Raw genomic sequence first — 13,015 nt, 5'->3', positions numbered from 1 at the left:
GTATGAATTCGACAAATGGCTACAAGTTGGATTCAAATCAATTGCCCTTTGTCAAAATATACAAACTTATCGCGGTAAAAATAAAGGATAAAATGCTGCCAGTCCCTGTTATGAAGAAGGTGCTGGACCAGCAGGCCCGGCAGCAAAAAAGACACCGCCAAAAAGCGGTGCCGGAGGATGGAACATACCGTATGGGGACGTGAAATGGCGACTCGAAGCACCCGATTGCTCACGCTGCCCTACGGGATGTGATCAAGCCTTGCCCGAAGCCGATACGACGGGCTGCTCCCGAAAAAAACGAGGCAGAAAGAACAGCGGATAGATCAACAGGTACAGGTTGGGAATCCACCAAACCGGATCAAAATCCCCTTTGAACAGCCAAAAGGAGATCGCCTGCAGACCGGAACAGGACGTCAGTACCAGCGAGATCAGCGCCAACGGCCGCCAGCAGCTGTTTTTCCTGCGGTACGCGTACAGACTGGCAAATCCGGTGATCGAGATGAACAGATCGAGAAACCCTGTCAGCCGCTTCATTTGGCCTCACTCTCCGCCACAACGCCTTTTTCCGGCCCGGCCGAAGCGCTTTCCCCGTGCGCCGCGCCGCTCAAATTCAGCATTACGCAGCCGACGATGATGAGCGCGATGGCGATGATTTTTTGCGCAGTGAGCACATCCTTGAAAAACAGGAAGCCGATGACGGCAATCGCCGCCGTCCCCACTCCCGACCAGATCGCGTATGCCGTGCCCACCTCAAGCTGTTTGAGCGCCATGCTCAACGACGAAAAACTGATGACGTAAAACACGAACATCAATACGGTAAAAACAGGCCGGCTAAGCCCGTTCGACAGCTTCATGAATGTGGTGCCCGCCACCTCGAAACAGATGGCCAACGCCAGATACAACCAGCTCATACGCTCTCCTCCTGTCGTTTTTGGGTACGGACCACTCCGCCCAGCAAGATGTCGATCACCGCGTCAAGCGCCTGATCAAGAGTCATGTTGTTTCTCGTCAGCCACTGCCGGTTGATTAACTGCTCCCAGGCGCCCACATACATCTGAATCAGGATGTCCGTGTTCACCCGGCGAAACACGCCTTTGCCCATCCCTTCTTCCAAAACGGCCCGGACCTGGTCCCACTCTTCCTGAATGCACGCGTCCACGAGTGCCCACTGGGCGGGATAGTATCGCTTCAATTCGTACCACAACCGCAGGTCGGTGCCGCCAAACCCGCTCGGCACATAAGTCAGCAGCCGGCGCAGCTTCTCCGTCACATCCAGATCCTGCCGATTCACGATGGTTTCCATGCTGTCCCGCACGTCCTGAATTTCCTGTTCGATCAGATGACCAATCAGTGCTTCCTTGGACGGAAAATGGCCGTACAGTGTCTTCGTGCTGACACCCGCACGGCGCGAGAGGTCCGCCATCGTAAATTTGAGGCCTCTGGTCTGGATTTCTTCAATCGCCGCCTGAACAATGCGTTCCTGCAAGGGCATCCCACTCCTTCCACTCGGAAACCAAGGAAAATATTTTATTTCTATCATTTTCCTCACGCCTGCAGTATAAGAGGAATGCGAGCCAAGTGTCAATCCTTTCCAAACCCGCACATTTTCAAGCATGGGCAATTTTGCTATTGTTAGGAGAAAAGGAGGATTACCATGAACAATCAGGACACCCCCACTGCGCCCGTGCGGTTCCTCGAGGGTGACCGGGTGTACTTGCGGCCCATCGGCCTTGACGATACCGATCTCTATTTCCGGATGCTGTTTGACCCGGAGGTGCGGAGACTGACCGGCACGCAGAAAAGCTTTACCCGTGAACAAATATACCGATACATCGAAGGAAAAACGCAGGACCCGTCGTCGCTCCTACTGTTGATCGCCTTGCGGGAAACGGACGAGGTGATCGGCGACATCGCCCTGCAGAGCATCGACAACGTGAACCGCAATGCCAATATCCGTATCGCCATTAATTCCCAGGAACACCAGGGCAGGGGGCTTGGCACGGAAGCCATGCGTCTTCTGCTCGACTACGCATTCGGGATTTTGAACCTGCACCGGATTGAGCTGAACGTCTTCTCCTACAACTCGCGGGCCATTCGCGCCTATGAAAAACTCGGCTTTCAGCGGGAGGGCGTGCAGCGCGAAGCCTTGTACTACAACCACCAGTATCACGACTCGATCATCATGAGCATCCTGGAAGACGAATACCGAGCGCAGCACCTGAAGAAACACGTCTAGCCGCCATAAAAAGACTGAAGACAAACTGTACTTTTTGCCATTGAGTTCCTCAAGGAAACAATCTACCATCGTTCCCAGGCCGGAAGGCCTGCACTTTTTACAACCAAAGGTGGAGATAAAGTACGAGCATGGAGTGATGGGCCAACCGAGCTCCTTTGACGACCTGCTTAGCGGAAAATCGAAGTCGCGGGGAAAAACAGGGGAGCACAAATCTCACTTCGTCGAACTACCAGATGTTTGCCCCCTGCACGCGTTGCGTTTTGGAGCGGACATTACAACTTCTTTGCTGGTCGTCAAGATAAAAGGGGGGAGAAATTTATGAAGCTGTCTATGAAGTTGTTCAAAAGAATTTTTTCTCCTGTTTTAGCTCTGTCTGTTTTGGCGGTAGCAGTACCTACTTCTGTTTTTGCCGCAGAAACAAACACGGTGTCACAACTCAACCCTTCTGTGGCGAAGGTCAACACAGTGTCGCCAAAGGTAGAAACACAGGGTGTCAAAACTGCAGCACTCCAGAAAGCGGTATTGAAGTTAGCAGATATGCTGGAATCGCAAGCCATAAAAAAATTGCTCGACTTTGTTGAGGATTACGGCAGTATAAAAGTAGCAGATACTATCAGGAAATATGCCGATGATATTGCTGATACCTTGCGGACCATAGCTTCTTGGAAAGACCTTTCTATCAAAATCATTCAAGATCAAGTTAGCGGGGTGTTATATGATCTGGGAGTACCACTGAGTACAGCGAGACAGGTTGGTTGGGTCATTTCAAAATTCGTAGACTGGGTATTACTATAGTACAAGGAGGGTGCTATGTACGAGGAAAGAATCAAGGATCTTGAAGCAAAATTGAATCTAGCCACCGACGCAATTACGTTACTCTTAGATATGGTGAACAAGGAGCATAAAAGCTTTGCGATTCTGGCCTTAGCCACTGGCTTTACTGCCGACGAGTTGGAACGCCTGGAAAAGCTGTTTTATCACGCTGGCAAATCACAGTGGGACAAGGACACATTTGTGGCAGAGTTCGAGAAGCGGCTTCCCAAAAGAAGTGCAATGTTGAAAAGCATTTTGGAAGGGCTCAAGTCAGATGGAAAGTACGTATCACTATGCGAGAAGTATTTGGATTGACAGAAGAGGCTGTCCAATAAGTCCCCAAAATAAAAAATGGGCGGAAAACCGATAAGGTTTCCGTCCATTTTTTGGCTACTTGGTTTCTTTAAGTTGATGGCAGTCAGATGGATGCTCGCCACCTTCATTAGATTATGGGCCAAGGTCACAATCCCATTTCGGTCAATTAGTCTGCAGCCGGTCGCAGTAGAGTTGGATCGCTTCCCGCAAAAAGGCGGCCAGCCCTTCCCGGTATTTGTCAAACGTCGCTGTAAAGCGTTCGTCGGCTACGTACAGCTCACCCAGCCCCCTGAAAATCTCCGGTGTGCACTCGTAGTAGTAGCGGGTGATGTGCTGTCTCAGCTTTCCGACGCCTTCCTGAACCTGCGGATCGGCCGGTCCGTTTTCCATCGCCTCGACGATCCCGCGGATAACATTCTCCCATTCCCCCATGATGCGCGCCCAATCGCTCTCTGTGTAGGCGTTCGTTCGTCTTTCCGTCTCGTCGACGATCGCGCTGCCGTACTTCGCTCTCGCTTCCGCCGCGTATTTCTCCTGGTGTTCCTTGATCTTTGTCATGTCAAACCCGCCAAACATGTCCTTTTTATCCATTGTGATTCCTCCTTCAATGGAAGAGAGGGTTTTGTCCACGGTGCGGATGATCTCTTCCAATCGTTTCTTTTTTTCCAGCAGCAACTGCTTGTGGTCCCTCAACGCCTGCGCGCGGTCAAATCCGGGACTGTCCAAAATCTGCTTGATCTCCTGCAGGGGAAAGCCAAGCTCTTTGAAAAACAAAATCTGCTGCAATCTCTCCAGGTCCTCGTCGGTGTACAGCCGATACCCGGCCGGGGTTATCGCCGCCGGTTTCAGCAACCCGATCTGGTCGTAATAATGGAGTGTCCGCACGCTCACACCTGCCAGTTCGGCCACTTCCTTCACCATGTACGGCACGTCATCACCTCCACCTCGATCATAATGGCTGACGCAGCGTGAGGGTCAACAAAAAAAGGAACAGGAATCATCTGGTCCTGTCCCCTCATTGTTTCCTTTACGCATGCTGTTCCAACCGCTGTTCCAGCCGTTCGATCCGCTTGCGGTAGGCAGCTTCCTCCGCCTTGGACTTGCGGCGCAGCAGGCTGCTTTTTTTCTTCCACAGGTCAAACGCCTGCAGTGTGCAGTGCAGCGCCTGTTCATAGTCTTTAAGATGATGCTCGTAGATTTTGGCCAGCTCGACATAGACGTCTTCCGGCACGTAGCTGCCCGATCGGACCACTTCTTCCCACAACCGCATTGCCTGTTTCCAGTCTTTTTGCCGCTTGTAGCAGTGGCCCATCGCGATTGTCGCCTTCACGCCAAGCGGATGACCGCTAGTTGCGACCAATCGGTAGGCGCGGAGGGCACTTTCGCCGTCGCCCAACGCTTCATACCAGCGAGCGATGTTGAACCGCTCCTCCGCGGAGACGTCCTCCCTGTCCCAGGCGAGCAGCAGGGAAGAGAGGCGGATGTACAGCGTGATCAAGGAGAGCACGTCCATCTCGTTGTGGGCGAGGACGCCCTTGATCGTATCCGGGTCCTTGTCCGTGAGATAGTCAAAGTACCGGATCGGCGCCAAATAGCCGGGAAGATCGTTCTCCCGCCGGACGCCCAGCTTCTCCTGCTCGATCAGCGACAGCCGGCAGGACTCCAGATCCTCCCGCCACAGCCTCCTCGCCCCGTGCAAGAGGTCGTAATGGCCGAACGACGGCAGACGGGGCACAAGATCGCGCAGCAGCGTATGCCGCGTCTTGACCTGCGGCCAGTCAAATGACTTGCCGTTGTACGTAACCAGATCGGTCGCTGTTCGCGCCGCTTCCAGAAACGAGTGGTAGAGGGCGGCTTCCGCGTGAGGAGCGGTCAAAAAGTGCTGGCGGACGACGACGCAGTCTCCCTCGAACCGGCTGTGTCCCAGCAAAAAGACGGCATTGCCCGCTCCGCCGTGCAGACCGGTCGTCTCCGTGTCAAAAAACAGCAGGTCTTCCGCCGTTTTGCCTGCCGCCGACAGCGGATGGCGGATGCCCGCACGCTCCCAGGCGTCGATCGTCTCGTACAGCTGGGCAAACGTGTAAGCTCCATGCCGCGCCGTTACCGGGTAGCGGACCTCACGCACCATCACGTACTCGCCGTCGAGCACGTACGGTTTGGCCTGCAGGCCGGCCCACTTTTCCCGGTACGGGATGTCCAGAAGCGACGCCGTATCGGAGGCCGCCGGAGAACTGACAGCCCCGCCGGGTATCCCGTCCCCCTCCGGCTGCCTGGGGGCTTCCCGGGTGAGATGCGGTTTGAGGCGGTTCAGCTTCGCTTTAAGAGACATGCGGGCTTCCCCCCTGGGCGACCCGCAGCAAGGAGAGCGCCAGTTCCTTGCCGCCTCCTTCTTCCGCCGCGCCGACGCAGGACGGGCAGCCAGACTCGCACGGGCAGGAACAGATCAGCTCCTCCGCCCGGGCCAGGATCGTCTCCATCTGCTTGTACACCTGCTCGCTCAATCCGATGCCGCCCGGATAGCGGTCGTACAGGAAAATCGTGGGCTGACCGGAGTGCACCGCTTTGCGCTGCGGAATCACGTGCAGATCGAGCGGATCGCACATCACGAACAGAGGGGCGACGTGCTGCAGCACGTGAGCCAGCCCCACCAACCCACGCTCCACTTCGCTTGTCCTCACTTCCTCCAGCAGCGCTTCGGAAAATCCGATCCAGGCCGCGTTGGTGTGCAATTCTTCCTCCGGCAGGTGGATCGGACCGGAGCCGATGTTTTCATGTGTCTCAAACTTGATTTTCTTGAAAATGGTCGCCATGGCGTGGACCGACACTTCCCCGTAGGCGTATTCGGTCTGCGGCCCGCGACGGGACTGATCCTGCTCCAGCACCTTCAGCTGGACGGCCAGGTTGGCGTCCGTATAGTAATCCACCTGCACTTCCCGCACGTACGCTTTCTTCTCTTCGTAGTCCAGTTTCTCCACCTGATACTGCACGCCCTGGTGAAGGTAAATCGCTTCGTCGTGCAGAAGCGTCAGCGAACTGAAGCGGTCCATCTCCCCGATCACCTTTTCGTTGCCCCGCTCGCTGATGTCGATGATCACCACGTTTTCCTGGGAAGCCGAACGGAGGCTGATGTTGTGCGCTGGAAACGAGTCGTTCATCCAGAACCACTTGCCCTTGGCGTGGTGCAGAATCTGCTCTTCCGTCAAAAACTCCAGGATTTCCGTGATCTCCGCCCGGCCGAAGCGGTCCCCTTCGGAAAAAGGCAGTTCGTAGGCAGCGCATTTGATGTGATCGACGAGGATAATCAGGTTGTCCGGGTTGATCCGGGCCGACTCCGGGCTGCGTTCAAAAAAGTATTCGGGATGCTGAATCACGTACTGGTCCAGCGGCGTGGAGCTGCCGACCAGGACGACGACCGACTCCCCCTGCCGCCTCCCGGCCCGGCCCGCCTGCTGCCAGGTGCTGGCGACCGAACCGGGATAGCCGGTGATCACGCACGCCTGGAGCTGGCCGATGTCGACGCCCAACTCCAGCGCGTTGGTGCTGACCACGCCCATGATCTCTCCCTGGCGCAGCCCCTTTTCGATCGCTCGCCGCTGGCTGGGCAGATAGCCGCCGCGATAGCCCTGGATCGTCTTGGGCCCCAGCTTCCGTTTGACCAGTTCTTGCAGATACTTGAGCAGGATCTCCACCCGCACCCGGCTGCGTGCGAACAAAATCGTCTGAATCCCGTTGGACAGAAACAGCTCCGTGATGTCCCGGGCTTCCAGCGTGGCGCTGCGCCGGATGTTCAGCTGCCGGTTGACGACGGGCGGATTGTAAAACAGGAAGTGTTTTTTTCCGGTGGGCGCGCCGTTGTTGTCCACCAGCACCATCGGCTCTTCCGTCAGCTGCTCCGCCAGTTCCCGCTGGTTGGCAATGGTGGCCGACGTGCAGATGAACTGCGGACGGCTGCCGTAAAACGCGCAGATCCGCTTCAGCCGGCGGATGACATTGGCCACGTGGCTGCCGAACACGCCCCTGTATGTATGCAGTTCGTCGATGACGACGTATCGCAAATGTTCAAAAAAGGAAACCCACTTGGTGTGATGAGGCAGGATGGCCGCATGCAGCATGTCCGGGTTGGTGATCACGATGTTGCCGGCCTTGCGGATCGTCTGTCGGATTTGGGCGGGCGTATCCCCGTCGTAGGTTTCCGACTTGATCGGCAGTCCCGATTCGTTGATCAGCTCATGCAGCTCGCTTTTCTGGTCCTGGGCCAACGCCTTCGTGGGAAACAGGTACAGCGCCCGTGTCTCCGGGTCTTCCGCAAGCGCCTGCATCACCGGCAGGTGGTAGCACATGCTCTTGCCGGAAGCGGTGGGCGTCACCGCCACGATGTGCTTTCCATCCCGCACGTGGCGAAAAGCCGTCTCCTGATGGGTGTACAGCGAGGAAATCCCCCGTTTGGTCAGCGTTTCCCGAATCCGCCCGTCCAGGTCAGGGGGAAAGGGAACCGTTTGCGCCTCGCGGGGTTCGATGGTTTTCCAATGCACGATGTTTCGCGCAAAGCGCTCGTCCTGGCGCAACCGTTCCAACACCTGCGCCATGTCCAGCTTGATTTTCACGTCGAACACCACCTTCTTTCTCTATTCTACGAATGTACGTTCGACAAGTAAATGGCTCGCGGGAAATCCACTTCATGGGATGGACATGGGAGGGGAAGCCGCCGCGTTACAACGCCGGCGGCGCTTGCCCCGGCGGGTTCTGTTCCAAACCACCCGTTTTTTTCGCCACGGCCAGCCCCGGACCGCCCAGGACCAGGCCGGTCAGACCGTATTCCGCCTTCGCTCACCGACGGAGCGCCCACAACACAATCCGCTCGTACCATTTCCAGGGCAGCAGGCTTCTGAACAGATTCATCGCCGCTGTCCCCCGTCCCACGGGATAACGCAGACGAGGCGCGGGAGCGAGCGCCGCTCTCACCACCGCCGCCGCCACTTCCTGCGGGGGCGGCGCCGTATCTGCCGTCTTTCTGGCCATGCGCAGGACGGCCTCCAGCATGGGCTGATAAGGGGAGTCCTTTCGCGCGGGGATGGTCGCAAATCCTTTGCGCCAAATCTCTGTCTTGTACGCTCCCGGTTCGATTAGAACAGCGTGGATGCCAAACGGCAGGACCTCAAGTCGCAGCGCTTCGGTAAACCCCTCGACGGCAAACTTGGTAGCGGCGTAGGGGGCGAACCCCGGGAACGCGATCCTCCCGCTGACGCTGCTGATGTTGATGATTGTCCCCCGCCGCTGTCTTCTCATGTGCGGCAGGACGGCCCGGGTGACGGCGACTGTCCCGAAGAAGTTGGTCTCCATCTGCGCACGCCACGTGTGATCGTCCACTTCCTCGACGACTCCTCCGGCAGCAAATCCGGCATTGTTGACCAGCACGTCAATCCGGCCGTAGTCCGCGGCGATCTTTTCGAGGGTTTGGCGAATACCCGCATGGTCGGTGACATCCATCCGCCGCACGTCAATGCTCTCCCGCACGCCGGCTGCCTCCGCCGTATGCAGCAGGGCATCCCGCTTTTCCGGACTGCGCATCGTGGCGACAACGCGATACCCCGCCTGCGCCAAGGCAACGCTCGTGTGCAGGCCAAATCCGCTGGAGGCTCCCGTAACCAGAGCGACCGCTCGTGTTTCCCGCTCTATCGTCATGACCGTTCCTCCTTTGTGCAAGTGCCGCCCAACAGGCCAGCCACTGCACAATCATCTGGTTTCTCTCATCTTATCTCACGCAGCTCGCATGAACCAGGACAAAAAAGGACGCCGCGTGTGCGCGAGCGTCCCGTTTGCTTTCTTACTTCTTCAGGTCCTCGATCGAGGTGATGTCCATGTAGCTCGGCACCACCAGACCGATCCTCGTGCCGTTGAGATTGGGGCCGAGGTCTTCGACGTCCTTGCCCAATTTCTCGTAGTAATCCGCATGCGTCGTCGGCAGCCAGGCCGCCACCATGCCGTCCACGTCGCCGTTGGCCACGCCGGCCCACATCGGGCCTGCTTCCACCTGGTTCAGCTCTACCTTGTAGTTCAGCTTCTCTTCCAGCACCTTTTTCACCACGTGGGTGCTGGCGATTTCGGAATCCCAGGCGACGTAGGCCAGGGTGATGGTTTCGCCGTTGCCCGGCTTGATGCCCTGCACCCATTTATTGACGAGTTCCTGGTTGTTGTTCACCCATTCAGCTGCCGCTTCCTCCGGGTTTTTGCCCTCGGAGATGGCCAGCATCACCTTTTCCATATCGCTCGGCGTCCAGGTGAAGTTGTCCAGGAACGCATACGCGCTCGGGTGCGCTTCCTTCAGCCCCTTGCGGACGATCGTATGAATCTGCTCTTCTTTCCCGTACACCCCTTTGGGGTCTTCCAGATACTTCAGGTCAAATTTGGAAAACATCCAGTGCGGAGTCCAGCCGGTCACGATGATCGGCTTTTTGTTTTTGATCGCCTCGCTGAGCGCTGCCGTCATCGCCGCGCTGGAGCCTTCCACCAGCTCCCAGTCCTTCAGTTCGTACTCCCCGACGGCCTTTTCCGTCGCTTTCATCAGGCCGGCACCGGGGTCGATCCCGATGATCTTGTACCCCACCTGCTGGCCGACACTGCCTCCGCCGGCGTCCTGCGGCGTCTGCTCCTTCGAGGAACAACCGACCATCAGCATGCTGATTCCGAGGAGAACCGCCAAACCTTTGACCCAACGTTTTTTCATTATTTATCCCTCCCGCAGGTTTTTCTTTTTCCCCATGTTTTGGGTGATGCGATCCAGCAAAATGGCCATAATCACGATTGCCAGCCCCGCTTCAAACCCGGTGCCGATATTGATTTGGGTGACTGCCCGGTAGACATCGGCTCCCAGCCCCTTGGCACCGATCATGGATGCGATCACGACCATGGACAGCGCCAGCATGATGCTCTGGTTGACGCCCGCCATGATCGTCGTCTTGGCCAGCGGAAGCTGCACCTTGAATAGCTTTTGCCAGGAGGTGGCGCCAAATGCGTCCGAGGCTTCGATCAATTCCCCCGGCACCTGGCGAATACCCAGATTGGTCAGGCGAATCGTCGGCGGCATCGCAAAGATTACAGACGCGATCACACCCGGCACCTTGCCAAGACCGAAGAAAAAGATGGCCGGAATCAAGTAGACAAAGGCCGGCATTGTCTGCATGAAGTCGAGCAGCGGCGTGACCACGTTGCGCACCGAATCTTTGCGGGCGCACAAGATGCCGGCGGGCACGCCGATCACGATCGAAATCAACCCGGCGGTAAGCACCAGCGCCAGCGTTTCCATCGAATGTTCCCAATACCCCAGATTGGCGATCAACAGCAGGCCAATCAGTGTGAACATAGCGACGCGCAACCGTCCGACCATGTAGGCCAACAGTGTGAAAACGAGAATCAACAGCCAGTCGGGCAGACTGGTAAAGATCAGTGCAAACAGATCCACCGTGCTGCCAATGATGGCCGAAATCACGTCAAAAACCAGGCCGAGATGCTCATCCAGATACTGGACCAGCCGCTCCACCCAGCGATCGAGCGGCAGTTTCGGAAACAGCTCACTCACCCTCTACCACCTGCCTTTCTGCTTCTGCATCGGACGGCGTTATCCGGTTAACCTTGCCGGCTAGTCCACCCAATACCGCCCCTTTCACGACGACACCCAGCAGGCGGTTCTGCTCGCCGACGACGGCTACAGGGACGTCGGAAAACGCCACCAGGTCGAACATTTCGTTTAACAGCGTATGGGCCGAGACGGTCGGCACCTCGCGTTCCATCACGTCTTCCAATGTCTTCGCTTCCCGCGAGGCGGCATTGACCGCGTCCGCCTTGATCACACCGATCAGCCGTTTCTTTTTGTCCACCACGTACAGGCTGGAGACGCCCCGGTCTTTCATCAGCTGCAGGGCGACCCGCGGCCCCTTGTCCAGGGTAATGGTTTCCGCCCGCTTCATCACGTGTTCCGCTGCCAGCACTTTGGAGCGGTCCACGTCTTCCACGAACTTCTCCACGTACTCGTTGGCCGGATTGGTCAGAATCTCTTCCGGCGTGCCGATCTGGACGATCGCTCCGTCTTTCATCAACGCGATCCGATCCCCGATTTTCAAGGCTTCGTCCAGATCGTGGGTAATAAACAGGATCGTTTTCTGCATGGTCGTCTGCAGTTCCAGCAGTTCATCCTGCATGTCTTTGCGGATCAGCGGGTCCAGGGCGCTAAAGGCTTCGTCCATCAAGAGGACGTCCGGATCGTTGGCCAGCGCTCTCGCCAGCCCGACCCGCTGCTGCATCCCGCCGCTCAACTGATCGGGAAAGCTGTTTTCCCAGCCGCTGAGGCCGACCAGCGCCAAGGCGTTTTTCGCCTTCTCTTCCCGCTCTTTTTTGGGAATATTCTGCACTTCCAAACCAAATTCCACGTTTTCCAGCACCGTTCGGTGGGGAAACAGCGCAAATTTCTGAAAGACCATGCCCAGCTTTTTCCGCCGGACCTGCTGAAGCTGTTCGGCGTTCATCCGGACGATGTCTTCCCCATCGATCAGGATGCTGCCGGCCGTCGGTTCGATCAGCCGGTTAATCAGGCGCACCAGGGTCGATTTACCGCTGCCGGACAGACCCATGATGACAAAAATCTCGCCCGCCTCCACCTCAAAACTGACCTGATTGACCCCCACGGTCAAGCCTGTCTCCTTCAAGATGTCCTGCTTGGACCATCCCCGCTTCAGGTAGTCAAACGCGCGATGAGGCTGACGTCCAAAGATTTTCGTGAGATTTTCCACCTTGATTTTCGGCATAACGTCACCTCCAACGTTTTTGTACGGACGCAATCGCTCCCCCTCATTGTAGCGAAGCGAGGTTGGCTGCCACAAATTTGGTAATCCGCGATATTTGGGGCTATATAGCGTTCAGAAAAAACTTTACGTACTTTTTTTACTATATACTAAGAATATCTCGTATATACTGTATGATGTGGTCATTTACTTCTGGTCGTTTCCCTAGTACAATTCGAATCAGGTAAAATGGATAGAGGAGCTGCTTTGTTTGCTATGGATGCCAAACATGAAGAAATCCTTCAACGGGCTCAAGAACGGGTAATCGAAGCTCTCGCCAAAAACATGGATCTGTACGGAATCACCATGTCCACGGGGTTGCTGTACGGAACCCTGCTGTTTCAAGACAAGCCGATGACGCTTGATGAAATGGGCAAAGCGATGGGCATGAGCAAGACGAGCATGAGCACCGGTGTGCGCACCTTGATGGAATTAAAAATGGTAGAAAAAATTTGGAAAAAAGGAGCACGAAAGGATCACTACGAGGTAAACCTCGATTGGTACCAGAATTTCATTGACTTGTTCTCGCTCCGTTGGAGAAGCGCGGCCGAGTACAACGTGCATGCGATGAAAAAATCACTCCAGGAGCTGCACGCCCTTCTCCATAGCGAAGACCTGTCGGATGAGCTGAGAGAACGCGTGCAAACAAGCATTCAACGCATTGAGAACGGTTTGGAATACTACGACTGGCTTTCCCGCTTGATCGACTCGTTTGAAACACACGAGATATTCCAGTTTGTACCAAAGAAACCGATGAGCTAGGCATGTCCTCAGCCGCTTATCGCACAAAAGCACCCGCGCTGCTGCGATCTGGCAG

The 13,015-nt window shown here is 56.3% G+C and carries 14 protein-coding genes and 1 pseudogene; 5 read left to right on the top strand and 10 right to left on the bottom strand.

The genetic code is table 11. From position 1 onward, the window contains the following. The first annotated feature begins 2 nt into the window (after window positions 1-2). On the top strand, window positions 3-203 hold the full coding sequence (locus tag KDN35_RS12360; protein ID WP_212132833.1) for a hypothetical protein: 201 nt from the start codon (window positions 3-5) through the stop codon (window positions 201-203). Window positions 204-252: 49 nt separating this feature from the next. Here the strand turns inward: KDN35_RS12360 and KDN35_RS12355 are convergent. The 3 genes and pseudogenes from KDN35_RS12355 to KDN35_RS12345 form a co-directional block, all read right to left on the bottom strand. Then, a pseudogene (locus KDN35_RS12355) lies at window positions 253-513 on the bottom strand (DUF5360 family protein); the annotation flags it as partial. Between the two features lie 17 nt (window positions 514-530). Next, the gene (locus tag KDN35_RS12350; protein WP_171566276.1) at window positions 531-911 is read right to left on the bottom strand and encodes a DMT family transporter; all 381 of its coding nucleotides are present in this window, start codon (window positions 909-911) and stop codon (window positions 531-533) included. Next, a complete protein-coding gene (locus KDN35_RS12345) occupies window positions 908-1,486 on the bottom strand; it encodes a TetR/AcrR family transcriptional regulator (RefSeq protein ID WP_212132831.1) in 579 nt (192 codons plus the stop codon). Before KDN35_RS12345 ends, KDN35_RS12350 begins: the two co-directional genes overlap by 4 nt. Window positions 1,487-1,654: 168 nt before the next feature. Here KDN35_RS12345 and KDN35_RS12340 point away from each other — a divergent pair, with 168 nt between their 5' ends. From KDN35_RS12340 to KDN35_RS12330, 3 genes are all read left to right on the top strand, one after another. Next, on the top strand, window positions 1,655-2,236 hold the full coding sequence (locus KDN35_RS12340) for a GNAT family N-acetyltransferase (protein ID WP_171566278.1): 582 nt from the start codon (window positions 1,655-1,657) through the stop codon (window positions 2,234-2,236). A 318-nt stretch (window positions 2,237-2,554) separates the two neighbouring features. After that, window positions 2,555-3,031 carry a hypothetical protein gene (locus KDN35_RS12335; protein WP_212132830.1) on the top strand — a complete coding sequence of 159 codons (477 nt, stop codon included), beginning with the start codon at window positions 2,555-2,557 and terminating at the stop codon, window positions 3,029-3,031. Between the two features lie 15 nt (window positions 3,032-3,046). Next, window positions 3,047-3,364: a hypothetical protein gene (locus KDN35_RS12330; RefSeq protein ID WP_212132829.1), complete on the top strand. Its 318-nt coding sequence runs from the start codon at window positions 3,047-3,049 to the stop codon at window positions 3,362-3,364. A gap of 162 nt (window positions 3,365-3,526) precedes the next feature. Here the strand turns inward: KDN35_RS12330 and KDN35_RS12325 are convergent, their stop codons facing one another. The 7 genes from KDN35_RS12325 to proV all read right to left on the bottom strand — a co-directional run bounded on the left by KDN35_RS12325 (window position 3,527) and on the right by proV (window position 12,162). Continuing rightward, complete coding sequence (locus KDN35_RS12325; protein WP_212132828.1) at window positions 3,527-4,294, bottom strand: MerR family transcriptional regulator; 768 nt, start codon at window positions 4,292-4,294, stop codon at window positions 3,527-3,529. A gap of 97 nt (window positions 4,295-4,391) precedes the next feature. Beyond that, window positions 4,392-5,693 carry a ribonuclease H-like domain-containing protein gene (locus KDN35_RS12320; RefSeq protein WP_212132827.1) on the bottom strand — a complete coding sequence of 434 codons (1,302 nt, stop codon included), beginning with the start codon at window positions 5,691-5,693 and terminating at the stop codon, window positions 4,392-4,394. Next, complete coding sequence (locus KDN35_RS12315) at window positions 5,683-7,950, bottom strand: DEAD/DEAH box helicase (RefSeq protein ID WP_212132853.1); 2,268 nt, start codon at window positions 7,948-7,950, stop codon at window positions 5,683-5,685. Before KDN35_RS12315 ends, KDN35_RS12320 begins: the two co-directional genes overlap by 11 nt. A 241-nt stretch (window positions 7,951-8,191) precedes the next feature. Further along, the gene (locus KDN35_RS12310; protein ID WP_171566284.1) at window positions 8,192-9,046 is read right to left on the bottom strand and encodes an SDR family oxidoreductase; all 855 of its coding nucleotides are present in this window, start codon (window positions 9,044-9,046) and stop codon (window positions 8,192-8,194) included. 142 nt (window positions 9,047-9,188) lie between these two features. Beyond that, entirely contained in the window at window positions 9,189-10,088 is a 900-nt protein-coding gene (locus tag KDN35_RS12305; protein WP_171566285.1) for a glycine betaine ABC transporter substrate-binding protein, read from the bottom strand. A 3-nt stretch (window positions 10,089-10,091) separates the two neighbouring features. Beyond that, window positions 10,092-10,940 (bottom strand): ABC transporter permease, encoded by an 849-nt coding sequence (locus tag KDN35_RS12300; protein ID WP_212132826.1) that lies wholly within the window; start codon window positions 10,938-10,940, stop codon window positions 10,092-10,094. After that, window positions 10,933-12,162 carry a glycine betaine/L-proline ABC transporter ATP-binding protein ProV gene (gene proV / locus KDN35_RS12295; RefSeq protein ID WP_212132825.1) on the bottom strand — a complete coding sequence of 410 codons (1,230 nt, stop codon included), beginning with the start codon at window positions 12,160-12,162 and terminating at the stop codon, window positions 10,933-10,935. The genes KDN35_RS12300 and proV overlap by 8 nt, the downstream gene beginning before the upstream one ends. Window positions 12,163-12,414: 252 nt before the next feature. On the opposite strand from proV, the gene KDN35_RS12290 reads away from it, so the two are divergent. Then, window positions 12,415-12,960, top strand: a complete 546-nt coding sequence (locus KDN35_RS12290; RefSeq protein ID WP_212132824.1) for a GbsR/MarR family transcriptional regulator — start codon at window positions 12,415-12,417, stop codon at window positions 12,958-12,960. The last annotated feature ends 55 nt before the right edge of the window (window positions 12,961-13,015 follow it).

It is taken from the genome of Brevibacillus sp. NL20B1, assembly GCF_018195675.1.
Classification (GTDB): Bacteria; Bacillota; Bacilli; order Brevibacillales; family Brevibacillaceae; genus Brevibacillus; species Brevibacillus aydinogluensis.
Note: the sequence above shows the minus strand (reverse complement) of the source record. Positions and strands in the feature narration are given on the sequence as shown.